The 26,309-nt window shown below is 50.1% G+C and carries 15 protein-coding genes; 3 read left to right on the top strand and 12 right to left on the bottom strand.

What is annotated here, in order from left to right:
• Positions 1-5 precede the first annotated feature (5 nt).
• From esaA to AR442_RS10435, 5 genes are all read right to left on the bottom strand, one after another.
• Positions 6-3,122, bottom strand: coding sequence for a type VII secretion protein EsaA (gene esaA / locus AR442_RS10455; protein ID WP_053285187.1), 3,117 nt, complete (start codon positions 3,120-3,122; stop codon positions 6-8).
• Entirely contained in the window at positions 3,119-7,594 is a 4,476-nt protein-coding gene (gene essC, locus AR442_RS10450) for a type VII secretion protein EssC (RefSeq protein WP_053285186.1), read from the bottom strand. Before essC ends, esaA begins: the two co-directional genes overlap by 4 nt.
• A gap of 54 nt (positions 7,595-7,648) precedes the next feature.
• A complete protein-coding gene (gene essB, locus AR442_RS10445; protein ID WP_053285200.1) occupies positions 7,649-8,935 on the bottom strand; it encodes a type VII secretion protein EssB in 1,287 nt (428 codons plus the stop codon).
• A 14-nt stretch (positions 8,936-8,949) separates the two neighbouring features.
• Complete coding sequence (gene yukD, locus AR442_RS10440; RefSeq protein ID WP_003152015.1) at positions 8,950-9,189, bottom strand: ESX secretion system protein YukD; 240 nt, start codon at positions 9,187-9,189, stop codon at positions 8,950-8,952.
• A gap of 75 nt (positions 9,190-9,264) precedes the next feature.
• Positions 9,265-9,558, bottom strand: a complete 294-nt coding sequence (locus AR442_RS10435) for a WXG100 family type VII secretion target (RefSeq protein WP_003152013.1) — start codon at positions 9,556-9,558, stop codon at positions 9,265-9,267.
• A gap of 315 nt (positions 9,559-9,873) precedes the next feature.
• Between AR442_RS10435 and AR442_RS10430 the strand changes: the two genes are divergently transcribed.
• From AR442_RS10430 to AR442_RS10420, 3 genes are all read left to right on the top strand, one after another.
• Positions 9,874-11,103 (top strand): sporulation transcriptional activator AdeR, encoded by a 1,230-nt coding sequence (locus AR442_RS10430; RefSeq protein ID WP_014418775.1) that lies wholly within the window; start codon positions 9,874-9,876, stop codon positions 11,101-11,103.
• Between the two features lie 103 nt (positions 11,104-11,206).
• On the top strand, positions 11,207-12,337 hold the full coding sequence (gene ald / locus AR442_RS10425; RefSeq protein ID WP_003152011.1) for an alanine dehydrogenase: 1,131 nt from the start codon (positions 11,207-11,209) through the stop codon (positions 12,335-12,337).
• 117 nt (positions 12,338-12,454) lie between these two features.
• Complete coding sequence (locus AR442_RS10420) at positions 12,455-13,132, top strand: YukJ family protein (RefSeq protein ID WP_007613467.1); 678 nt, start codon at positions 12,455-12,457, stop codon at positions 13,130-13,132.
• Between the two features lie 44 nt (positions 13,133-13,176).
• Here the strand turns inward: AR442_RS10420 and AR442_RS10415 are convergent, their stop codons facing one another.
• The 7 genes from AR442_RS10415 to AR442_RS10385 form a co-directional block, all read right to left on the bottom strand.
• Positions 13,177-13,392 carry an MbtH family protein gene (locus AR442_RS10415; protein ID WP_007408694.1) on the bottom strand — a complete coding sequence of 72 codons (216 nt, stop codon included), beginning with the start codon at positions 13,390-13,392 and terminating at the stop codon, positions 13,177-13,179.
• 18 nt (positions 13,393-13,410) lie between these two features.
• Positions 13,411-20,538: an amino acid adenylation domain-containing protein gene (locus tag AR442_RS10410; protein ID WP_053285185.1), complete on the bottom strand. Its 7,128-nt coding sequence runs from the start codon at positions 20,536-20,538 to the stop codon at positions 13,411-13,413.
• 14 nt (positions 20,539-20,552) lie between these two features.
• The gene (locus AR442_RS10405) at positions 20,553-21,479 is read right to left on the bottom strand and encodes an isochorismatase (RefSeq protein ID WP_021495375.1); all 927 of its coding nucleotides are present in this window, start codon (positions 21,477-21,479) and stop codon (positions 20,553-20,555) included.
• Positions 21,480-21,497: 18 nt separating this feature from the next.
• A complete protein-coding gene (locus tag AR442_RS10400; protein ID WP_053285184.1) occupies positions 21,498-23,123 on the bottom strand; it encodes a (2,3-dihydroxybenzoyl)adenylate synthase in 1,626 nt (541 codons plus the stop codon).
• A gap of 18 nt (positions 23,124-23,141) precedes the next feature.
• Positions 23,142-24,338, bottom strand: a complete 1,197-nt coding sequence (gene dhbC / locus AR442_RS10395) for an isochorismate synthase DhbC (protein ID WP_021495377.1) — start codon at positions 24,336-24,338, stop codon at positions 23,142-23,144.
• A 23-nt stretch (positions 24,339-24,361) separates the two neighbouring features.
• The gene (locus tag AR442_RS10390) at positions 24,362-25,147 is read right to left on the bottom strand and encodes a 2,3-dihydro-2,3-dihydroxybenzoate dehydrogenase (protein WP_014418780.1); all 786 of its coding nucleotides are present in this window, start codon (positions 25,145-25,147) and stop codon (positions 24,362-24,364) included.
• Positions 25,148-25,282: 135 nt separating this feature from the next.
• A complete protein-coding gene (locus AR442_RS10385) occupies positions 25,283-26,152 on the bottom strand; it encodes an alpha/beta hydrolase (protein ID WP_021495378.1) in 870 nt (289 codons plus the stop codon).
• Positions 26,153-26,309: the final 157 nt, after the last annotated feature.

Here is a 26,309-nt window from a genome sequence, read left to right as displayed (position 1 = left end):
ACGTGTTACGCCTCATAAGACTGATCACTTTCCTCCGTTTTTTCCGCAAACAGCCGAATGACGAGCGGAAGCGCCGCCGCAATCAGCGTAATGATCGCAAGAACCGTTACCCCCATCGCAAACAGATGGCCCGTTCCGTATTGAATATCGATATAGACTTTCGAAACCGGACTGTCAAAGGTGAAGTTCGGCATAATCAGGTCGATCAAAGGCGCCACATAAAAGAGAATGAGCGCTGATGATGCGATCCATCCGGTAATCGAGCTGAAGACAAAGGCTGCCCGGATAAAAGCTGAACTCGCCGCAAGCAAGAGAATCGTAAAGACTGACCATTTAATCGTCTGATCGTCCGGAAGCGAGTAGATATTCAGACCGAACAGACTGATCATCAATCCGACCATAATGTTTAAAATCCCAAAGAGCGCGCCTTTGACAAGAAGCGGCGCCTGCTGATAATACGAGCTGAAATAGCCGATCAGAAGACTGCTGATCAGGACGATCACCAAAATGACGACCGGCGGAACATTCTGAACCCGGTCTTCCGGCACCTCTCCGCTGATTTTAAGCGGGTTGGCGAGATAATCATAAACGTAGCCGTTTTCCTGTCCGTCAACGAGCGCGTTCCCTAAAATGCCGTACACGTCATTTCTGATCAATTTCGTGGAATTGACGTTTTTGCCCCAGTTGCTGTTCAGGGTGTCCGCTTTTTGCTGGACGTCATTTACGCTTTGCTGCATATTGTCGGTATAGCTGATGATGCCGGACTGGCGTTCTGACAGATGGCCCATCGTGTCAGACATTTGCAGGACTTCGCGGCCGACGGTATCCTGAGCGCCGAGCGCCATCGTTCCGGTTAATCCGTCTCCGCTGAATGCGGCCGCTTCCTGCACAGCGCCTTCAGCCAGCTGATCGGATGCTTTCGCCGCGCTGTCTGAAATGCTGGCGAGCTCATCGAGCACTCCGGCTTGTTCATCTCTGATATACGAGCTGTAGTTATCCGAGAATTCGGTCATGCCTTTAATGAAATTGCTGATGTCTTCATCTGTCTGCATCTTGTTGTTTTTCAGGTTTTCCCAGCTTGCCGTTTCCACCGGTTTGATGGCGAGAACGGTTTGAACTTCGCCTTGCTGGGCTTTCAGCACCCTGTTTTTCACATCAGGCAGCGAGCCCGCGTCAAGAGAGTGATAGAGTGTCGCCTCATACAGGGATAAATCATTATAGTAACTCATTAAATCGGATATTTCTTTTGTATTGATATCAGCGGCAAATATCTGTTCAAGAGCAGATTTGCGGCCGCTATCCAATGACGGGTAGTTCAAAATGTTCTGTTCTGTTCTTACAATCATTCTGTAAATGGTATTGAAGTCTTGTTTTCTCTTTTCTTCCAATTCTTCTAGCTTTTTCTTTGCGCGTTTTTTGACGTCATCAATCTGGTCTTTAAGGCCTTGGATTTCTTCATCAAGAGCATCGAGACGTTTTTTCAGTTCTTCATTATGAGTCTGCTGTTTTTCTTCCAGCTCTTTTTCAATTTTCTGAATGCGCTCTGCGGCTTGGTTCAGCCTTTCTTTCGCCTCAGATATGTCTGTGCCGCCGTCCCCTTCAGAATCGTTCGGATCGTCCGCCGGCTCATCAGCAGGCGGAGTGACGTTTTTAGCGGCTGTCGCGGTCTGGACGGTTTTTGGCTCCTGATCGCCTGTGTTATCAGAAGCAGGCTGCTCTTCTTTTGTGCCGTCTTCCGTTTTTCCGTCTTCTCCGGGATTCGTTCCGTTATTCGGATCGGTATCGCCGGAGTTTTCACCGTCATCGCCTTGGCCCGGGTTTTCGGGTTCCGGTTTTTCTTTTTCCGGTTCTTTTAATCCGTCAGAAATGTGATTGATTTCAGCGGAGATGCGTTTTAACTCGTCACGCTGATCGTCAAGGTCAATTTTCAGATCGCCGGGTTTTTCTTCTTCCGGTTTTTCTTCTTCTTTCGGTTCATCCGAGCCGTCATCCCCCGGGTCCTTTTCCGGAACGGTTAATGCCTGCCGATCCCTTTTCATAAGGGTTTGGATGCTGTTCAGTGTTTCAAATCTTGCTTGAGCTTTATATTGAGTCAAATAATTGTCCAGTAAATTGGATTGAATATTCGCCATCCCGCGTTCCTGATCAGGAACCTGCGCTTCTCTCACCTGTTGGGCGGCAAAAAGAGCCGATCCCGTCTGGGCAAGCTGTGTCTGCGCCTGGTTTATGCCTGAAGACAGCCCGCTCATCATCGTGCTGAACTGGTTGGCGGCCTGCTGTGCTTTAATGGCATTCAGTCCGGTTGTGATTTGCTTTTGATTTTGTTCCTGCGCGGCCATCAGCAGTTTTTTCTGATTTTCTTGATATTGTTTATAGCGCTCGACCGTATCGGCAAAGTCTTTGAGCGTGGTTTTGGCTTCATCTGCCGAGGTCAATTTTTCTTTTGCCGCGCCCTGCGCTTCATTCATTGATTTTTTCAGTTCGTCAATCAGGTCTTTTTGCCGTTTGATTTCACCTGCCAAGTCATTGGAGCTCGGCTTGTAAAAATTGTACATAACGTTTTGAAATTCTGATTCTTTATTGACGATCTTGTCAAAATCGCCTCGGACATTGTTCACTTTTTGTGAGACGAAATTCCAATATAATGCCGACATTTTTTTATTCATTGATTTTTGGGCGTCTTCTAGCTCACGCTGCACTTTTTCTTTGTTGACGGCGTTCAGGTTGCTTTGAATATTGAATGTCAGCGTGGCTTTTTGCGGACGCTCCTTGTCATAGCTTAAGATATCTTTTGAAAAATCGGATGGAATGTAAACGACGGCGTCATACTTCTTAGCCGCCAGGCCGTTTTCAGCCGCGCTCCTGTTGACAACCGTCCATGAATAATCCGGACGGCCGCCGAGAGCGGCCGCTACTTCTTTGCCGAAATGGACGGATTCCTCTTCCTCATTTTCATCTGTTTGTAAGCCCATGTCTTCATTCACGACTGCGATTTGGCGGGTGGCGTTGATTTTTTGTTTTCCCGGGTCATCGCCGATAAACCGGAAAAACAGCACTGGCAGTAGCAGAATGATGACGACCGCGGCTATTAATTTGATCAGGCTTTTTCGTTGTTCAGTCATCTGACGGCCTCCCTTTCCGCTGAACATAAAGGTATTTGGATTTTTTGCTCCTTCCCGTTTTCAACCAAATAGCCGAAGCCCGGCTGAATGTCCGGTTCCTGCCTTTGGTAAGGCAGCGGAATGACATTTTGTTCGGATTTTTTCACAAGCAGCATCGCGTGGCGGATCTGTTTCATTTCCGTCGTTAAGGAATCATAGCCTTTTGAGAATTCGCTGTGATTGCCCGCCGGAATAAAACTGAAGCCCACATGCGCGTAAGATTTCATAAACATCGCCAGTTTGTCCTGAATGGCGGTGTCGATCGTCTGCTGGAATCTTGTAATGCCGTCGGCCATTAACACGACCGGAGAGAAACTGAGTTTGTGCACATCGCCATTTTTGACGGCCTGCGCATACTGAGCTTCGCGCTCCGTGAAAATGGCTTCTGCCGTTTCGATCCACTGCCGGACGTCTTCTTTTGTGTCCAGATAGCTGACCTTTGTTTCCTGCGCATACTGCGACAGTCCGCGGTCAATCGAGTCAAACAGCCCGACCCGTTCCGTACCTTCACGCAGCAGGTGATTCAGCATCACTTTCAGGATGTTTGTTTTTCCACGCTGTGTCTGGCCCAAAATAAGACAATGTTTATTTTTGCCCAGATCAAAGTACACAGGGCTGACCTTTTCCTCATGAAGCCCGACAGGAATGCGGAACGGTTCTTGTTCCGGGCCGAGACGGAGTGAAAATTCGCCGGCCGTCAGCCTATCCGGAAGCATCGGAATCGGGTCTGGGCCGGCTGTTCCGGCGTGGCGTTCAGCTAATGCTTTGACATCGGCTTTCAGCGCCTGGAACATCTCGAGGTCATTTTCCGCTTCAGCCGGAAGAAACATTTGCGCGAAATACAGTTCTTCTTTTTGGATCATGACGCGGCCCGGGATCGGTTCGAGACTGAACGGCGGACGCCCGTAAATGGAGTATCCTTCTGACTGATCCATTAAATAATGGACGACTTTCGTTTTTATGTTGTTTAACAGCGACTGGCGGACGGCGTTTACCCTCGTTGCGGTCAGCAGGAAGTAAATGCCTAAGCTTTGCCCGTCGCGTGAAATCTGGATAAATTCGCTTTCCAATTCATGCATTTCATCTTTTACGATGTCGAAATTGTCAATTGTGATAAATATAAACGGCAGCTCTTCTTCACTGAGCGAATTGTACATTTTGATATGGCTGACTTCTTTTTCTCTGAACAGCCGTTTCCGCCGCTCGATTTCTTCCTTGATGCGGATCATGAATTTTTCGATCTTTCTCATTTGATCCATTAAGAAATAGTCTGCGGTGTGCGGAAGCTTTGCCAATGGCAGAAGCGTGCCGTTTCCGAAGTCAAAGATGTACATATGAAGCTCTTCCGGCGTGTATCCTTCCGCGAAGTTCATCAGGAAGGTGATGGCAGCCACTGACTTGCCGTAGCCGGATGAGCCGAAAATGCCGATGTTGCCGTCATCCATCATCGTATAAGCGAGAGGCGCCTGTCTTTGCTGATCAGGCTCATCCACGCAGGCGATGAAGAACCGGTCTTTTTCCTGCGCAGGGTAAAGCGTGCGCGGGATACGTTCGGCAAGCGGCGGAAGCCACGGGCTCGGCAGCTTTTCAATGCCCATTTCATTTTGAATCCGCTCGATTTCTTCGACTACGGCTTCTATTTCTGCCGGGGCGTCTTTTTTCGCCGCATCATCCGCATCCACCTCAGACAGCGGAATTAAGCCGGTATCGGTAACGATGGCAATGTCATCCTCGGTGCCGTATACATCTTCCATGTAAGGGGCGCCGCTCCAGGCAGACTGGAACTGCTCATACACTTCGTTATTTCCGACTTGCAAGTAGCCGCGTCCGGTGACCGTAATATTCGCCGCATCACTGTTTTTCAGGATTTCTTTACTGTCACTTGCATCCTGCACTTTCAGCGCGACCTTAAAGCGTGAGTTGCTCCATATTTGGTCGTCAATGATGCCGCCCGGCTTTTGCGTGGCGAGAATTAAATGCACACCAAGGCTCCGTCCGATGCGGGCCGCGCTGACAAGCTCCCTGATAAAGTCAGGCTCTTCGCTTTTCAGCTCGGCGAATTCATCTGAAATCAAAAACAGGTGCGGCATCGGAATATCCGTTTCTCCCTGTTTATACAGCTTTGTATAGTCATTGATGTGATTGACGCGATATTGATCAAACAGCCGCTGCCGTTTTTTCAGCTCGCTTTTAATGGATGCAAGCGCCCTGATACTGAAGTTTCTGCTTCCTTCAATATTCGTGATGGTTCCGAGAAGGTGCGGCATCTTGCGGAACGGCTGGGCCATTCCTCCGCCCTTATAGTCAATCAGCAAAAACGCCGCTTCATGCGGGTGGAAATGAACGGCCAATGACAGGATGTACGTTTGCAGAAATTCACTTTTCCCGGAGCCGGTCGTTCCCGCCAGCAATCCGTGCGGCCCGTGCGCTTTTTCATGCAGGTTTAAATAGACGATGTCGTCTTTTCCTTTATAGCCGATCGGAACAGCCAGCGATTTTGCAGACTCACTTGTCTCCCACTTCTGCCTGATGCCGATTTCTTTTACTTCCTTCGCATGAAACAGCTCCAGAAATGAGACCGTTTCAGGAATGGAATTCGTCATTCCGACCTGATGGTGCAATGTCCGAAGCGTCCGGGAAAACCGCTCGTTGTTTGTCCGTTCGTGCCTGTCCAGCTTAAACGGGATCTGTACCGCTTTTTTCTGCTGAATGAGAATGTCTCCCTCATCTTCATTAATGTAGCGTACGAGGGTGTGAATGTTTTCCGCCAGGCTTTCCTTCGTTTCCGCGGCGATGATTGCCGAGATGCCGAGATGCTCATGCCGGCCTTCGATGTATTCTAAAATGACGTGCTCTGCGATCAGCTGCTGATTTGTGATGACAAAGACAAAATGCGGCTGGAAGATCTTCTTTTCTTTATCTTCTTCCAAATCCCGCTCCCGCAGCAGCTCGTAAATGGACGATAACAATTGATCGCGGGTCTGTTCATTGTAAATAAATCCTTTCGCATACATATGAGGCAGCTGAAATTGCGGCAGCCACTTCATCCATTCCCATTCCTTATATTCGTCCTCATGAAAGATAAAGACAAATCGCAGGTCATGGTAGCTGTTGAAGAACGCGAGCTGGCCGATCAGCTGGTGAATTTCATTTTTGACGATCTGGGGTTTCCCGACAAGCCCCATCGGCCCTTCTTGTAAATCAACGGTCACGGGCGCATGGCGGATATCTTTATACACACGCTGCATGTGCTGCGACTGCTCCATCAAGTCATCCACATCACGGTTCGCCAGGTCTCCGCCGCTCATTGAAATCTCGTAGCTTGCCGGGACCGTGCCCGTTCCAAGCCGAAGCATCAGAAAATCCCTGCTTTCCAGCGATTTCTCCCAAATGCGGCCGCTGATTTCAGAAGTTAAATATTTCATTTTTTCAAACGGGGGAAAATGATGCGTCAGCACTTGCAGCTGTTTTTCCGACAGCGTCTGAAGCTCTTCCCGTTTGCTTTCCAAATACTGCTTGTACACACGCTCCCGTTTTTCCTCCCGTTTTTTCCGCTGGTTTTTTTCACGGAAATACTGCACGGTGGACGTAATGAGAGTCATCATAAACATCGCCAAAGAGACAAGGATGAATATGCCCCTCGGCTGTATAATGGCGACAACCCCCATTACAATCAGCATGACCAAAGGAGGCAGAATGACGAGCCACAGCCCCCGGTTATTCTGTTCGCTTTCCTGCGAGGGAAAGCTGAATGAAACGCGGTCTTCTGGAAGATCGTAGACCATGCGCGGCGTTCTTCGATATTGCGGGTATTTCTTTTTCATTTCGGTGCTTGGTTTTACCGTTTTGGTTAAACCGGTTTGAAGCTTTTCGTGATGAACGACTTCTAAAAGGTCGTCCTCCGTCAGCCTCACACGCAGAAAATTCCACAGCAGCTCATCTCCCGTGCGGAGCCTTTCGGGAGCTTCTGCAAGCTTTCCGTTCACATAAACGTCCTGGCCATCAGGGACGACAGACCAGCATCCTGCCGACTTTCGCAGATAAAAAGCCCCTGTTTGAGCGGAGGACGGCTCTTTGTATATATCCGCTTCCTCTGTTTCTGATGAGAAAACGATCTCATCCTTCCCGCCGATAAAATAGACGGAGGATTCTTCCCGGTCAGGGGTGAGCAGAAGCCGCATCGTCTCTTCTTCAATCCGGCAGGGCATTTCATTTCCTATTGTCAATTCGCCGGCACAGTTATTTCCCAGGAAAACATCATAACGATCTGTTTCTTTTCGATAAAGGGTTGCGGCGTTTTGCCGTAACGGAAGTGTGCCGAACGTGATTGTATCTTTCATATCCGGACCGATCGTAATCGGCTGAGACGGCGGGAGTTCAGACAGCTGAATCTTTTGTACGTGCTCTCGGTAAAAGACCCATAACAGACTCATATGGCGAACCTCCTGACAGCCTGATCGTTACCTGCGGCCATTTGATGTGTGCTGTTATTTTTTTTCATCTTTTTTCTCATCTTTCTTGTCGTTCTCTTTGTTATCTTTCGCTTTGTCTTGTTTGCTTTCATCCTGTCCGGCGGAAGCTTCGGCGGTGTCACCGTTTTCCTTCGCTTCTTTATGCTGTTCCTCCGCCTCTTTTTTCGCCTTCGCAAGCTCGCTTTCCACGGCGTCCAGTTCTTTCTGCTTTTCGTCGTCTTTCATACTGTCATCCGCTAATAATTGCTGTTTATATTTTGTAAGTCCGAGCCAGATGTACGGGTTGTACTCAAGATTGCGGCCGATTTTGATGGCTTCTTCATTTTCCCCTCTGCCGATATCAATCCAATAAAGGAAATGCTTCGGGTCTGATTGCAGCGTGACCAGATTCCCGATGTTTTTCCGTTGCTCTTCCCTCAGATTTTCAACTGCCACATAAGAGGAAGCAAGCTCATACTGCACAGATTCCGGGAGGCTTTCCGCATCGTATTTAGCGAGTGTGTCAATGACTTTGCTGTACTGCTGATTTAAAAAATAGCGGTTGCTTTCTGTAATTGCCTCTTGCTTCGGCTGGGCGAAAAACAGAACGTATAAGGAGTAAAGAAGTGTCGGCACAAGGAGGACGGCAAGCGCCAGACCGGCGTATCTTTGGATTTTCCATTTCTTTTTCGGCAGTTTTATGTATGTCTTGTCCCTTTCTTCGAGGGAATCAATTGCGGTTTGAATGGTTTCTTCCAGTTCTTCAATCGTCTCCGCCTCTAGCACGCTTTTCACCTCAGGAGAGAAGTGAAGCGTCTCCTTGTACTTCAAATATTCATCGAAGGTGTACGCCCCGTCAGCTGCAAGCGCCGCACAGGCTTTGAGCTCTTTTAATACCCTTTCTCTATCTTCCTCATAAGGCGGAAGGCTCTCCTTTACGCCGTAATGAAGAAAGTAAGGCGTCAGCGCTTTATCAAACACGATATTTTCAGGGGCGGCAATCAGATTGAGACGTTTCAGCTTATGCTGTTTCACGGCTTGGACGAGACGGTAGGCAAATTGCCACCTGCTTTTTTTATCTTTTCCTTTTATATAGCGGAAAGCCTGATAAGAAGAAGGAGGTTTAATTGTGATGGTTACTTCGTCTTCTGAAACTGAGACCTCTTTTTGAAAAAAAGGATCAGCATCTTTAATCACATTTGCTTCCAGCCCGTCAAGAAGCTTGATTTTTTCCCGCTGGAAGGTGAACGTGAAGCCTGATTCGGTTTCTTCCCGGATGGCGTCTAATTCTGTTTCTAAATAAGATCTGTTATGACCTGTCATTCCACCATGTCCTTTCATAAAATTTCAAGGCGGTCTCCGTTCGTAATGCCGCAGTCAGATAGCTTTTGTTCTCCGGAAAAAACCGTTTCTTTATTGACTACTCTGATCCAATAGCCTTCACGCGGCGGAACGGATACATGCTGAGCCTGCCGGGCAATATCAATGACTTTTTTCACAGAATGGTAATCTGACAATCTGAGATCGAAGACGCTGCCGTTATAATGTGTTAAATCTATTGTAATATCGATATACATATTCATATCACCCTTACATAGAAAGAGCGCCGTCTTCTTGATTGAATCAGGCGCTCCGTTTCTTCATTCATCTTATTATCCGCGAATTTGGTTAGCGATATCTTGGTCAGTAGACTCAAGCGTATTTGCCGTTTGATCGAGCTGATGATTCACATCTTGAAGCAATTCAGACATTTTAATAAATGAAGGTTTCAGCTGCTCATATTGATCCGCAAATGCTTCACTTGAAGCACCTTCCCACATGCCTTTCAAATCAGAAATCATGCGGTTCAGGCGGTCAACCTGATTCATGACTTCCTGACTTTCAACGCCATATTGCTTAGCCATCGCTCTTAGCTCTTCGGGTGTGACACGAATTAATCCAGACATATTCCTTATACCCTCCTGTGTCATCAGCCTAAATATGGGCTAATTCACTTATTTTTTGAACGTCATTATTATAAAAACAACCATTCGGTACAGTCAAACAAATCTGTTTTAATTTTACAAAATGAGTCTTATGATATATTGGATTTTTCGTCACATTTACACATTTTGTAAATACAATAGTATGATTTTCTTATTATTTTCGATTTCATCGAATGATCTTATTGTCCTAGTCCATTTCCCTGCAAAGATGCCTTTCAGTCTGAAAAGCAAGATGGTAAGATCAAGATATGAAGCTATGAAAAAGTAGGGATACAGATGACCAATCCAAAGGATCCATTTAAGTACAGTTTCGACAGGCTTGAAGATGTTGCCGACCATATCAGTGAAGTTCTTCAATGCCCCATTACAATAGAAGACGTTAATCATAAACTGCTTGCATACAGCACGCACAGCGATTGTACAGATCCGGCCCGGACGTCGACGATTATCGGGCGGAGGGTGCCGGAAAAAGTCATCAACAAACTGTGGAAAGACGGAACCATTCCGGCCCTTTTAAAAACGGACCAGCCGATCAAAGTGAAAGAAATTGACGAGGTGGGCCTGAGCAACCGCGTGGCGATTTCCATCTGGAAAAACAGTCAGGTTCTCGGATTTATTTGGGCGCTTGAGATCAAAAAAAAGCTCAATGACGAAGATCTGAAGACACTTCAGCTGGCAGCCAAAGCGGTGCGGAACAAGCTTTTGCACCTGCAGATCCGCAAAACGAAAATCGAAGAGCGGGGCCAGGAGTTTTTTTGGAAAATGCTGACCGGCCATATTTATCAGGAAGCCGAAATGGCCGAAGGGTTTCATAAGCTCGGGATGGCGCTGCCGTCCGTGTTCAGCGTCATGATCATCCGTTTACATGATGAGCTGACTGAAAAGACGGAACAGCAGCTGCAATATTTGCAGGAAACGACACAGCAGATTCATGTCATGCTGGCGACTGTTGATTCAAATGAATTAATCTTATTAGCCGCGCCGAAAACCGATCAGCCTTTTAAAGATTTAAAGCACTTCGCCCTTCATATTCAAAAACAGCTGAAGGAACGATATAAAATTGAGGATGCGTCGATTGCGGTCGGCGGTATTTACGAATCGATTTCTTATGTTTACCGCTCCTATCAGGAAGCGCTTTCCGTATTAAAAGCGAAAGAGCGGTTTGTGAGAGAAACCAAACACCTTTTCAGCTTTTCTGAACTCGGCATTTATCAGTACCTGGATGTGTTGGATGAAAAACGCAAGCACAGCGGCTATATGAACTATTCTCTCTCAAAGCTTGAGCAGTATGACAGGGAGCACCAAGCCGATATGGTAAAAACGCTCGAACATTTTATTGATGCCGACAGCAACGTCAACACCGCCGCTAAAGCGCTTAACATCCATGTCAATACATTGAATTACAGGCTGAAAAGAATCAGCCAGATCGCAGAAATCGACTTAAAAAATGTGAATGAAAAGTTTACGATTTACCTTGATATCAAACTTCGCAGCATGGGTTCGTGAAATTTCACAAATCCGTGTTTTTTTATTTTCTGTTTCAAACAAAGAATTTTCGCAAAAATCGCGCTACACTTGAAGCATCACACAAACATTGGGGGAAACAGACATGATTATCGGGGTTCCAAAGGAAATCAAAAACAATGAAAATCGAGTGGCATTAACACCTGGAGGCGTTTCACAGCTTATCGGAAACGGCCATCGGGTTCTTGTGGAATCCGGAGCGGGACTCGGAAGCGGCTTTACAAATGAAGATTACGTATCAGCAGGGGCGGAAATTCTGGAGGACAGAAAGCAAGTATGGGATGCGGAAATGGTCATGAAGGTAAAAGAACCGCTGGCTGAAGAGTATGCGTATTTCCGTCAAGGTCTGGTCTTATTCACTTACCTTCATTTAGCTGCAGAGCCGGAATTAGCTAAAGCGCTTACAGAAAAAGGCGTGACAGCTATCGCGTACGAAACGGTAACGGACGGACGTTCCCTTCCGCTGCTTACGCCGATGTCCGAAGTGGCCGGCAGAATGGCCGCTCAAATCGGGGCTCAGTTTCTTGAAAAACCAAAGGGCGGAAAAGGAATTTTATTAGCCGGCGTACCGGGTGTATCCCGCGGAAAAGTCACAATCATCGGAGGGGGCGGCGTCGGAACAAATGCCGCGAAAATGGCTGTCGGACTCGGTGCCGATGTGACAATGATCGATTTGAACGCAGACCGACTGCGTCAGCTTGATGATATTTTCGGGCATCAGATTAAAACATTGATGTCAAACCCTGTAAATATTGCAGATTCCGTCGCGGAAGCGGATCTTCTGATCTGCGCCGTGCTCATCCCGGGAGCCAAAGCGCCGACTCTCGTTACGGAAGAAATGGTTAAACAAATGAAACCGGGTTCCGTCATTGTTGATGTTGCCATCGATCAGGGCGGCATTGTGGAAACCGTTGATCATATTACAACCCACGATAATCCAACTTACGAAAAACACGGCGTCGTTCACTACGCTGTCGCCAATATGCCGGGCGCCGTACCGCGTACGTCTACGCTCGCATTAACGAATGTAACCGTTCCTTACGCGCTTCAAATCGCCAATAAAGGCGCGGCACAAGCCATTGCAGACAGCCCTGCGCTTAAAGCGGGCTTAAATACGGCTAATGGACATGTCACGTATGAAGCGGTAGCCAAAGACTTAGGCTATGACTACGTGCCTGCTGAAAAAGCAATGCAAGGTTCGGCTGCAAAAGCTTAATAGATATGAAGAGGACAGCCTGATCAGCGGGCTGTCCTTTTTTCTTTCTCATAAAAGGAAAAACGGCCCCCTGTCTCGAATATCAATTCATATCCCGGAAGAAAAAGGAGGATTCATATGGCTGTTCAGCACTATGGTGTATTAAAAGGCACTGTGTCAGATATGAAAAGGGAAACAGATGATGATTCTCCGCATTTTCAAGTCGAGGTGCTAGGCGAGCCTGATACGCGCTATCGCTGTGCGATCAATGTCATGTCAAGTTCAAAAGAATCAGAGGTTCTGTATGCGGCACGCGATCATTTTGACGCAAGCGCGATCACCCTGCTGCCCAACATTCCGTATGGATATACCCCAATTGATGAAACCAGCCGTGAGCTGGCGCTGGATTATGTCCGCGGCGGATTGTTTGATCCCCGGAACATGGTGCCCCTCCCGCATGAAGTCACCGGTCCGGATAATGACTTAAATGACTTTATTGAGACGTACATGCAAAAAGCCAAATCAGAAAAAGCCACCGTCTATATTTACGGCTCTAAATTCGGGCCGGAGCCGGGCGCTGATAAGATTTTCGGGTTCAAGCCGACAAACGGCATGCATAATATTCATATGAATCAGGGAAACCCAATTGATACACGCTGGAAGAAGGATAACGGAACGTGGCACGACGGCGGTATTTTAATCCAGTTTGCAGACCAGTGGGCCGCGGTCTTTTTGGCTTTTCTGTCTCAGTCATGGTGCACGAATGAAGAAGGCCACCCTTATACATTTTGTGATCATACACAGCTTAACGGCTGATGTCCGCATAAAAAGCCTGCCGAAATAACGGCAGGCTTTTCTTATTACATTTTAGCGGCTTCGGCCTGTTTCAGGCTTTCCGGCCTCATATCACGCCAGTTTGTTTCAATATATTCGAGACAAACGGGGCGGGTTTCATTCGTCAGGCGGGTTTCCCAGCCGTCCGGTACATCCAGATAGGCCGGCCACAGTGAGTACTGGCCTTCAGCATTGACGAGCACATGGTATGAGCCGTCTTCCCGTTCAAATGGATTTGTCATATCATCTCTTTCCTTTCTTTACCGGACTGTACGCCGTCCGTTTAATTTCTCTGCCAGAATCGCGCCGATGTCGGCAAGCGGGCCCGGCTGGCACATATCTTTATGGCGGCAGTCTAAGTCATACCGCTCGATTTTCCCTGTAATATACGGTTTCCAAGTATCCGGCTCAATCGGGTCAAACCACTCCGGAATAATCGTGGATCTGAAGAACAGCACATCTCCGTGGAACGGCTTCGGCTTGTATGTTCCTAACAGCCCGACAGAATTAACGTACGTGTCTTTCAGATTCATCATCACTGACTCATCCAGGCTGGCTAATGCGCTTCCCTCACGGCGGAGAATGGTCAGCGCGGTGTCAAAATCAAGCGGCTGATCCCCGAGGCTGTCCGGGTCGTATCCTCCCAGGGCAAGCAGCGCAATAACGGCTTCCTCGTCATCAGGCGCATTTTTTATCGGCAGAAAATGATTCGGATACGCGTCAAGCATCACCAAAAGCGAAACCTCTTCACCCCGGCTCTGTAATTGTGTCGCCATGGCCTGAATGACATTCCCTCCGAGAGACCAGCCGAGCAGACGGTACGGCCCTTTCGGCTGCACGGTGCGGATTTTTTCAATATAATCCGCCGCCATGTCATCTAAGCTTTGCGGAAGCGGTTCTTTTTTTCCGATGCCTCTCGCCTGTAAGCCGTATATCGGATAATCAGCCTCTAAAGAAGACATCAGCCCGGCATAACACCAGCTGAGACCGCCGGCCGGATGGACACAGAACAACGGTGTTTCTTCTCCTGCCGTTCTGAGCGGAAGAAGAACATCAAGCGCGCTTGCGCCCGTTCCTGACTCAAGTCTTTCAGCAAGGCTTGCCACCGTAGGAGCTTCAAATAATGTTCCGATACTCAGCTCGGCTCCCATCGCTTCCCGAATACGGCTCATTAAATGAACCGCAAGCAAAGAATGGCCGCCTAAATCAAAGAATCTGTCATCAATACCGACACGCGGCAGGTGAAGCACCTCTGCGAACAGCTCACACAGCATTTCTTCCTGCGGCGTTCTCGGTCCCCGGCCGGTGACCTCCGTTTGGAAGTCAGGCGCAGGGAGCGCTTTTCGGTCAAGCTTTCCATTCGGTGTCAGCGGCAGTTCATTCATTTGGACAAAAGCTGACGGAACCATGTAATCCGGCAGGCTTTCTTCGGCAAACCGGCGCATGTCCCCCGTGTCCAAGGTGCTGCCGGCAGATCGGACAAGGTAGGCGGCCAGCCGTTTATCTCCCGGCCGGTCTTCACGGACGACTACGGCAGCATCCTCGACATCCGGATGTTTGACGAGAACCGCTTCGATTTCTCCCAATTCAATCCGGAAGCCGCGGATTTTAATCTGGTGGTCCGCTCTGCCCATATAATCAAGAGAACCGTCCGTCCGCAGACGGGCTAAATCCCCTGTCCGGTACATTCTTGTTCCCGGCGGGCCGTACGGATCAGCTACAAAGCGTTCGGCGGTCAGGCTTTGCCGCCCTAAGTAGCCGCGTGCCACGCCTCCTCCGGCCACATACATTTCGCCCGTGATGCCCGGGGGCACAGGCTCCAGCCGGTCATCAAGCACATATACGTTCAGATCAGGAATGCCGCAGCCGATGAGGCTGTTTGCTCTCAGTTCGGCAATGTTTTTGTCTAATTCAAGGTAACTGACGTGCACCGTCGTTTCCGTAATGCCGTACATATTCACGAGCACCGGCTGATTGTCTGCGTGGCGGCTGTACCAATCCTCAAGCCGGCTCAGCTCAAGCGCCTCGCCGCCGAAGATGATATATCTGAGTGCGAGCTGACGCCCCAGCTCTTTTTGTTCTTTTTCCGCATGCATCAGCTGGTAAAACGCTGACGGCGTTTGGTTAAGTACAGTCACCCGCTCTTTCACGAGGAGATGTAAAAACGCTTCCGGCGATCTGCTGATGTCATGCGGCACGATGACGAGACGTCCGCCGTGAAGCAGCGGCCCCCACATTTCCCAGACAGAGAAATCGAAAGCGTAGGAGTGAAACATCGTCCATACATCATCAGAATGAAAGTGATACCAATGCCGCGTCGACTCAAACAGCCGGATAACATTGCTGTGCGGAATGATGACACCTTTCGGCACACCTGTTGATCCCGACGTGTAAATGACATAGGCCGGGTGAAGCGGTGACAGCGGACGAATACGGTCGGCATTCTCAGGGTTCGTGACGGCATATTGCCGAAGTGTTTCCTTGTTCTGCGGATCATCCAAGATGAAGGCCGGCATGCCGCTTTCGATAGAGAGCTTACTTGCGCCTTCACGATTGGTGAGCATAAATACAGGCTTGGCATCATGTAACATAAAAGCAATGCGGTCCGCAGGATAATCAGGATCAAGCGGCAAATACGCTGCCCCCGTCTTCAGGACGGCTAACAGCCCGACAATCATATCTAAAGAACGCGGCAGCGCCAGTGCGACAAACTGCTCCGGGCCGACGCCGCGGGCAATCATCATATGCGCGAGCTGATTGGCTCTTTCATTCAGCTCTTTATAAGTGAGCCCGCTCTCTTCAAATACTGCCGCCGTTTCATCCGCTTTTGCGGCGGCCTGTATTTCAAACAATTCAGGCAGTGTCTGCCGAGGCTGAATATGCTGTTTTGCCCGTTTAACCGGCAAAAGCTTCCGGCGCTCTTCATCAGAAAGAATGGTTAAGCTTCCGATCGGTTTATCCGGATGTGATGCGGCATCTTCGAGCAGAAGAAGCAGGCGTCCGGCAAGTGCTTCAGCCGTTTCTTTTCTGAATAAGTCCGTACTGAATTCCAGCAGACCTTCAATACCGGCAGGCGTACCGTCGTCATGGCGCTGTTCAGCCAATTCCAGCGTCAAATCAAATTTGGACGATCCGACACTGCTGATTTGCAGGCTTGTTTCCATATCAGGAAGACTGAGTACAGGATCAGGCGTATTTTGGAATGCGAGCATCACTTGGAACAGCGGATGTCTTGACCGGGAACGAACCGGATTCAATTCTTCCACGAGACGTTCAAACGGCACGTCCTGATGTTCATATGCTGCGAGATTCATTTCCCTGACCCTTTCAAGGAGCTCACAAAAGCTCGGATCGCCAGAGGTATCGGTTCTCAGTACGAGTGTATTAATGAACATACCCACAAGGTCTCCCAATGCGTCATCACTGCGGCCGGCTATCGGACTGCCGATCGGAATATCGGTCCCTGCACCGAGCCGGGTCAGTAACGCGGAAAGCCCTGATTGAAGCACCATAAACAGGCTTACGCGCTGATTTCTGGCAAGTGAGAGAAGACGGGCATGAAGCTCTTGGCCGATGTTGACCGGAATGACGCCGCCCCTGTAGCTTGATTCAGCAGGACGCGGAAAATCAGACGGCAGCTCCAGCTGATCCGGTACATTTTCAAGCGTTTTCTTCCAGAAATCCAGCTGGCGCGCAATTAAGCTCTCAGAATCAGACGCGCTGCCTAAAAGCTGCTGCTGCCAAAGCGCATAATCCGCATATTGAACCGCCAGCGGCGCCCATTCTGCTTTTTCACCTGTTTGCCGGGCGATATAGGCTATGGATAAGTCACGCATGAGCGGATTCAAGGACCAGCCGTCACCTGCGATGTGATGCAGGAGAATCATCAGCGTATACTCGCCGTCACCAAGATCAAACAGCTCAGCCCGGACGGCCGGCTCTTTAGCGAGATCAAACCGATATCGTGCCGCAGCGGCAAGCATGTCTTGGAGCTCGTTTTTGTCCGCACGTGTCTCGGTAAACACAGGGCGGGCTTCTTCAGCAGATAAAATGAGCTGATGAGATGATCCCTTATTTTCCGGAAAAACGGTGCGCAAGCTTTCATGACGGCTGACAACATCGTAAAAGGCGTGTTTCAGCGCTGATTGGTCAAGCTTGCCTGACATGCGGACAATCACCGGAATGTTGTAAGTCGGGCTTGGCCCTTCAAGACAGTAGAGAAACCAAAGACGCAGCTGCGCAAATGACAGCGGGATGTGCTCCGGCCGGTCAAACGGCTTGAGCTTAGGCCGCGCACTCTTTGCGGTGTCAAGCTGTGCGGCGAGCCCGGCAACGGTCGGCGTATCAAACAGACGGCCGATGCCAAGCTCTGCGCCCATCGTCTCCCGAACCCGGCTCATCAGGCGTCCGGCTAAGAGCGAATGTCCGCCCAATTCAAAGAACCCGTCATCAATTCCGACCCGCGCGAGACCGAGAACCTCGGCAAACAGATCGCATAATATTTCCTCCTGCGGCGTCCGCGGCCCTCTGTCAGACAGGACAGCGGAAAAATCAGGTGCAGGCAGAGCGCTGCGATCGAGCTTCTTATTCGGTGTCAGCGGCAATTCTTTCAGCTGTACAAACGCGCCCGGCACCATATAATCCGGCAGGCTTTCGGCCATATATGCACGAAGTCCGCCGATATCAAGGGGCTGATCCGCGACAGCGTAAGCCGCCAGCCGCTTATCTCCCGGCTGGTCTTCACGGACAATGACGGCGGCCTGCGAAATACCCGGGTATTTCGACAGCACTGACTCAATTTCTCCTAATTCTATCCGGAACCCGCGGATTTTAATTTGGTGATCGGCTCTGCTGATATAATCAAGCGAGCCGTCCTCACGCCAGCGCACGAGATCTCCCGTCCGGTACATCCTCGCGCCCGCGGGCCCGTACGGATCGGCAATGAATCTTTCAGCTGTTAAATCAGGACGGTTATAATAACCTCTGGCAAGCCCCTCGCCCGCGATATAAAGCTCGCCCGCGATTCCCGGCGGGACGGGCTGCAATGCGGCGTCCAGCACATATACCCGCGTGTTCCAAATCGGCGTTCCGATCGGAGGCGCCCCCGTATGGTCTTTTGCAAGCGGCTGTGCGGCCGACCAGATTGTTGTTTCAGTCGGCCCGTACAGATTCGTCACCGTACAGCCTGATTCAAGCAGAGCATGCATAAGCGCGTTCGGAAGCGCCTCACCTCCGACAAGCACCCGCAGCGCCCGGAGAGAATCCGGTTCATTGGTGACTAATGAATGCCACAATGTCGGCGTTGCCTGCATGATTGAAATACCGTATGAGTGAATCATGTGCGCAAGCGCCCGCGGTTCCTGAATCGTCTCTTTACGTGCGATGACGCCCCCCGCCCCGCTGATGAGCGGAAGGAAGAGCTCAAGTCCGGAAATATCAAACGCCGCAGTCGTAACGGCAAGCAGGCGGTCTTGTTCGCCGAGCGGGAACATTTCCCGCATGGATAAGAGGAAATTGCTTACGCTTTTTAATGTGACGACTACGCCTTTCGGTTTGCCCGTTGAGCCCGATGTATAAATGATATAAGCGGGGTGCAAAGGCGAACATTCCGCCTGAGCGGGACAGTCAGCATTTTGAGCGGCAACGGTTTTTACCGTATCCGGGTCATCGAGAATGATCCTTTTTGCATCACTGTCTTCCGGCATGCGGCCGGATAATTCCATCGTTGTAATCAGGCATGCAGGCTGTGCATCTTTGAGCATGTATGTGATCCGCTCAGAAGGAAAATCAGGATCAAGCGGCAGGTATGCGGCTCCCGTTTTCAAAACGGCCAGCATGCTCACGGCCAACTCCTGTGACCGCGGAAGCAGCAAAGCGGCAAATTGTTCCGGTCCGAGCCCCTTTTCCTTTAGCATGCCGGCAAGCTGGTTCGCGCGCTTGTTCAATTCGGCATAGCTGAGCTCTTCGTTTTCGGTGATGATTGCCGGCCGGTCCGGTGTTTTTACGGCCTGTTCGTAAAACAGCTCCGGCAGACTTTTCTGCTTCTCGGCCTTGCGCGTGTCATTCCAGCTTTCCAGTACGCGGAGACGTTCACTTTCAAGCAGAAGGTTGAGTGTGCCGATTTTTTGTGTCTGGTCTTTCACAGCGGATTCCAACAGAAGCAGGAATCGTTTTTGATGGTTTTCAATATCTTCGGCGCTGTACACTTCCGGATTCGCATCAAAGTCCACACGCATTCCGCTTCCGTCCGCTCTGTCGTAAACGTTAATTGACAAATCATCAACGGGCCCGGCTGATAAATTATGAACGGTGCCCGGCGCTCCGGCGAAATCAAGCGCGTAATCAAACGGCATCACATTGACTTGCGGGCCGAACAGCCTGCGATTTTCTCCGAGCAATTTAAGGTCGCGGCGCATATCTTCATGGCGGTATTTCTGATGGCGCCGGATGTTTCGGATTTCTTTTGCCACTTGGCTGACGGCCTCATGAAAATTCATATCCGGGCGAAGAGAAAGCCGTAAAGGCAGAAGATTCATGACCATACTCGGAATATTCAGTGAAATCGAGCCGATCCGCCCCATCATCGGTAAGCCGAGCACGATATCCCCCGCGTTTGTCATCCGGTGGACATATACCGCCGCTGCAGCCGTGACGGCTTCATGCCAGTTCGGAATCGCTTTTACATGCTGTAAAGCCGTTTCAGAAAGATAAGCCGTGCTTCTCCGAAAACGTGTTGACGTTCTCGGCGCTCTTTCCGCCAAACTGACGACATCAGGTTCATCTGCAAATTTCTCCATCCAAAATTCCCGATCTTTCAGGAATTGATCAGACGCGCGGTACTCTTGTTCTTCTTTTACCAGCTCCTCCAAAGAACCGAAGGAGCGCCCGTTATCCGGACGTCCCTCCCGTATTGCGGTGTACACATGCGCCGTACGCCGTGCCAGCAGTGAAAAACCGTAGCCGTCTATCGCAATGTGGTGAATGCGCTGATACCAGAAAAAGCGTTCCGGTCCCGCCTGAAATAAAATGTCGCGGAACAAAGGCCCGGCCGCCATATCGACGGGCTCATCCAAATCTGTCTGCATGAGTCTGAGTGCGGCCTGCTTCGGATCAGCTTCTGAACTCACATCTATGACATCGATCGCAGCCTCAAATGGAGGATTGATGATCTGCTTCGGCCCGTCTGCCCCCTCCTCGAAGCGGGCGTGTAATGACGCGGCTTCTGTCAGCACGCGTTCGAGAGCGGTTTTAAATATGTTCACATCGATCGCGCCGTTTATCTCAACGTACTCGCCTGTATTGTAAATCGGATTATCAGGATCAAGCTGCTGCGCAAACCAGATACCGGCCTGTGCGCCTGTCAGAGGCAGCTGTTGTGTATCATGCATTCTATTCTCTCCCTTTATAAATAATCTGCGTTCGGCAAGACTTTTTGAGATCGGGAAGAAAGAAGTCTCCACCACTCTTCCAGCGTCGGGTTCTCCGCCAGTTCCACAAACGTCACTTCAGCTCCGTCACGGCGCCATTGTTCGACAAGGCTCATGATTCTGACGGAGTCAAGACCTCTATCCAGCAGGTCTTCATGATCCGGAATATCAGACGGTGATTCTTGAAGAATCGCCGCAATTTGTTCCCGCACCCGGTCTTTTGTCAATACGGCGGAAGCCTTCTCTTCTCCTTCAGAAACCGGCGCGCCGCCCAGCAGCTCCAGTACTTCGTTTGTCAAAGCCGTGTAAGCGCAGCGCTGAGACGCATATTCGATGGCCATCTTATGTTTTTCCGAAGAAAAATCAGCCACGGCGTCTCCGATAAAGAAGCTTTGGATATCATCCATAAATGCTTCACAGGCTGTGACGAGACAGCCGATGTGTGCATAAATTCCCGTAATCATGAGCTGGTCTCTGCCGCTTTCACGCATGATGTCAAGGAGATTCGTCCGTTTAAACGCGCTGTATCTCCACTTTGTGAGGACAATGTCCTGATCATCCGGGGCAAGCTCCGGAATGACCTTTTCTTCATAAGGCCCGCTTTTTAGCCCCGGCCCCCAAAAATCCGTCAGCAGCGCGCGGTCCGCCGGGTCTTGGCTGCCCGGCTGCGCGGTATACACCACCGGAATGCCGAGTGCTTTGCATTGCTCTTTTATTTTTTTGATATTCTGAGCCGCCTCCGTGATCGGAGCCTCACCTTTCGCAAAAGCATCGACGAAATAATTCTGCATGTCATGGATCAGAAGCACCGCGCGTTTCGGATTCAGCGTCCACGATACTTTATTTTCAGGCATATCTGACGCTGTCGGCAGCGCATATGCGGGAATAGACGGTATAGCCAATGTAAACACTTCCTTTTTTTAAGATTGTTTGATTTCAGCCGGCTTTACTTTTTGGGCGATCGTTTCGCGAAGATCCTTTTTACTGACCTTGCCGACGCCGGTTTTCGGGAAAGAAGCGATAAATTCAATCCGGTCGGGGATTTTATATGCCGCCAATCCGCGCTCACGTAAAAATGCTTTCAGCTCTCCCGGTTTCGGCGCTTCTCCTTTCGGGATGACGAACACACAGGATCTCTCCCCGAGAAAATCATCCGGCATTGAAACCATGGCCGCATCATGAACGGCAGGATGCGCAAGAAGGTGATTTTCCACCTCCTCAGCGGCTATTTTTTCACCGCCCCGATTGATTTGATCTTTCGCACGTCCTTCGACGATGATATAGCCGTCCGCCGTCAGTTTGACGATATCGCCGGTCTGATAAAATCCGTCGGCTGTGAATGATCTTTCATTATGTTCAGGCGCTTTATAATATCCGCGAATCGTGTAAGGGCCGCGTGTAAACAAATGTCCCGCTTCACCGGGGGCGACATCCCGCCCGTTATCGTCTAAAACCCTGACCTCATCAAAAGGTGACATCGGTCTGCCTTGCGTATTGACAATGATCTCTTCAGGATCATCCAGTCTCGTATAATTCACCAATCCTTCCGCCATTCCGAAAACCTGCTGAAGGGTGCATCCGAAAGCGCTCTTCACGCGGCGGGCCGCCTCAGCGCTGAATTTGGCGCCTCCCACCTGCAGCACTTGAAGGCTTGATAAATCATCACTTCGCGAACCGGATGCGTCCATCCACACCATCGCAAGCGGCGGGACGAGCGCTGTAATTGTGACACGTTCTTTTTCAATTAACGGGAAGCAGTCATCCGGACTCGGCGTCGGTGACAGAACAACCCGGCCTCCGGCATATAAAGTTCCCAGCACACCCGGCGAGCTGAGCGGATAATTATGCGCTGTCGGCAGAGCGGCCAAATAAACGCTGTGATGATCCAAGCCGCATATTTCCGCGCTGATGCGCAAACTGTATATGTAATCGTCGTGTGTTCGCGGAATCAGCTTGGACAGCCCCGTACTGCCTCCTGAAAGCTGTAAAAAGGCGACTTCCGCCGGGCTTATATCTTCCAGCTGAACAGGCTCTCTATGCAGGCTGCTCAGTTCTTGAAACTCTTCAGCTGCGCCGGCCACAATGACATGCGCCAAATCCGGAAGTTTGTCTTTCACCTGTCTGGCAAGCGCTCTGTAATCAAAACCTGAATGCATATCAGGAATGATGTATGCTTTCGCCTCTGCAAACTCGCAGAAATACGTAATCTCACTGCTTCTATGAGAAGGCAGTGCGAAAACGGGCAGTGCTCCGAGCCGGAACAGCGCGAAAATCACTTCAAAAAACTCAGCGATATTCGGCAGCTGAACGACAACGCGGTCTTCCTTTTGAATTCCGAGCTTATGCAGTCCCGCCGCTAAACGATCGGCCCTTTCATCTAATTCTTTGTAGCTCCAATGTACATCTTTACACGTCACGGCAGTTTGATTTCCGTATAAAGCCGCGCGCTCTTTCAGCATTCCTCCGAACGTCTCACCCTTCCAGCAGCCGTCTTTTCGGTATTTGTCAGCCCATTCTTCCGGCCATGGCGTAAATCCAGTCAGCACGATCCGTTCCCTCCTTTTTTACAACTCATCTTGGTAAAGCCCCATCGCCCGGAGCATGGTGCGGAATTTGGCCGAGGTCTCGTCCAGTTCATCCTGCGGCTTTGATCCGGCGACAATCCCGGCACCCGCAAAGAGCCGGAGAGACCTTGTTTCCGCTTCGGCGCAGCGGAGTGCGATAATCCATTCTCCGTCACCCTCAGCATCACACCAGCCCGCCATTCCCGTGTAGAAATTGCGGTCAAACGGCTCAATATCCTGAATCGCTTCTCTCGCCGCATCCGTCGGCGTTCCGCATACCGCGGGTGTCGGATGCAGGGCGATGGCCAGCTCAAGTGATGTCGTTGACGGATCACGCAGCTCTCCCTTTACCTCGGTGGACAGGTGCCACATCGCCTCAGTTTTAATGAGTGACGGTTTTTCCGGCACATCAAGCACACGGCAGAACGGTTTAAGGGCGGCGGCCACGGCGGCCACGACTACGGCATGTTCATGCAGATCTTTTGCTGATTGCAGCAGTTCTTCCGCTCTTCTCTGATCCTCGGCGGGATCTGTGCTGCGAGGTCTGGAACCTGCCAGCGGATTGGACAGAATTGATGTTCCGTTTTTGGACAGCAGCAGTTCAGGACTTGCGCCGAAAAGCGTTTTTCTTGTTTCTGACGTTCCCGTCACATCCGCAGCGAATGTATAGCCGCGCGGGTTGTGCTGCGCCAAATGCTTGACGGCCTGAGGAATGTCGATATCCTTTTCAGCGGTCAGATGAAGCGTCCTTGACAGCACGATTTTGCTGAGCGGACCGTCCGTAATGTTGAATACGCCTTGTTCCACACCGCTCATAAAGCCCTCAGGCTCCGGAACGGGACAGATGTCATATGTATTGGATTGCGGCTTTTCTGCGGAAGATACCGCAAACGAAAGCGGGCCTGCCGTATGGACATTCTTCGGTACAAAAAGCCGGGAAGCTTTTCTGCTGTCAAAAGGAATGGCGCCGGCCGCAATCGGATGTTTGATGCCGGCTTGCTTTGCCTCAAGAAGCGTCTGTCTCACGCGTTCAGGCAGTGAATCCAGCTGATTTTCCGCGTCTGTATCAGGCACTTCCGCAAACATTCCTTCCGCAAGCATCGTACTTTTCGGGGAAGCTAAAAAGAACGCCCCGGGCTTGTAAGCGTCCAGCACCTCTTTTGCTGACACTTCCGCCAATAAATGTTGATTTGTCATGTTTGTCCCTCCTTCTCGTTAAATCAAACGCCTAAAGTAGCGCCGCCATCAACGCATAAATCATGCATCGTAATATGGTTTGCCTGTTCAGAAGCCAGAAACAAAACGGCATTTGCAATATCAGAAGGCTTCGCCAGCTTTTGAAGCGGAATTCCCGTTTTATATGTATCAAGCGAACCTCTGATGACGTCCCGGGCTCCGTTCTCGTCCTGCCACAGCGCCCGCTGCATGTCGGTTTCCGTTGAACCCGGAGATACGATGTTGCAGCGGATATGATGGGCCGCAAGCTCCAGTCCGAGGCATTTCGTAAACATGACGGCAGCCGCTTTTGACGCCGCATAAGCCGCCATGGAAGCACGCGGAACGCCGGCTGCATTCGAACCGACCGTAACGATGGCGCCTTTTTGACGCTCAATCATGTACCGGCTTACAGCCCGCGATACATGAAAAACGCCGGTCGTATTAACAGAAAATGTTTGATCCCAATCTTCATCACTGAGGGATTGCACCGGACCCGGCCGCAGCACGCCCGCAACGTTCGCCAATATTTCAATAGGCCCCATGTCGCGTTCAACGGCGGCGATGATATCATTGACAGCCGCACTGTCAGATACATCTGCGGCAAACCCCTGCGCCTGCACGCCTTTTTTCCGAAGTCTGTCAGTAAGCCCGAGAAGCAAGTCTTCATTTGTATCTATAGCTGCCACATTTACGCCTTGTTCAGCAAGGGCAAGCGCTGTTGCTTCTCCGATGCCTTGAGCGGCGCCGGTGACAACGGCCGTTTTCCCTTTCATTCCCAATGCGTCCATATTATCATTCCCTTTCTATATTGATAATGATTATCATTATCAATTATGATTCAAGACAATCATATCCAAATCAAAACACGCAGTCAATTAGAAAATTAGAATCAGCCGCATTTAGTTCGAAGGGCCTGTTTTTTCTCATACGGGAGAATACGGGGTATGCGGCCCTCCCGGATTCAGGCAGAAACGCAGGGCTCTGCTGATTAAAACGGGCAGGACAGAAATATGGCCTTCTCCTTCAAACTCGCTGTATTCAGCACGGACTCCATCATCTTCAAACCCGGATAATAAAGAGTACAGCGCCTCTGCGTGCTGCGGGATTCTGCTTTTATGTGTTTTTTCAATTTCTCCCGCAGCCAGCAATACGCTGACTTGAAGATTTTCCGCAGAGAGCCGGTCTGACAAACGTTCCGCTTTTTCCTGAATAAAACGCTTGTTCCAGTGAATTGACGGACTCCCGGCAACATAGGTCTGAAACATGTCCGGCCTCGTCAAAAGCACTTGCAGCACAAAAAGACCGCCCAGCGAATGGCCGAAAATCGTCTGCCTGCCTCTGTCGATCGGATAATCCCGCTCCATCGCGGGCTTTACTTCTTCTTCTATAAACTCCAGAAATGCTTCCGCCCCTCCCTGTTCGGGCCATGCCGCGCCGCGCGGATGCACCGGCAGTTCTGATTCAGAAAGCGGCATCGTAAAATCACTGTGACGTTCGGCGGAAAACGGCTGATCTGTCGGGTAGCCGATTCCGACAATCACCGCCGGAACAACGCCTGTTTTTTCAGGCCGTCGGCTTTGCACCCGCAAAGCTTCGGCCATTGTGCCGAATACGGAATTCGCATCGAGCAGGTATATGACGGGGAAGCCGGATGCAGGCGGTTCTTCTTGAGGAAAAGAGACAAAGATACGATACGTACGGCCTCCTTTTGAGCGCATTTCTCTTACTTCTGTGCCCGGAACCGCGTATCGGCCGGCCGGCGCGAAACCCCGCTTTATTTGTTTTCCGTCCATTATGTGTTCATCCCCTTTGCGGCAATTGCTTTATCTATGCTTATTGATAATGATTTTCAATATCAAAAGACACCTCAAATAATAGGTTTTTTGCCAAACAAAGTCAATGGATTTTTGATATAAAAAAAGCACCTTATTTCAATAAGGTACCTAAGAA

Source organism: Bacillus velezensis (genome assembly GCF_001461825.1).
GTDB lineage: Bacteria > Bacillota > Bacilli > Bacillales > Bacillaceae > Bacillus > Bacillus velezensis.
This window is presented reverse-complemented; position numbering and strand designations above follow the sequence as displayed.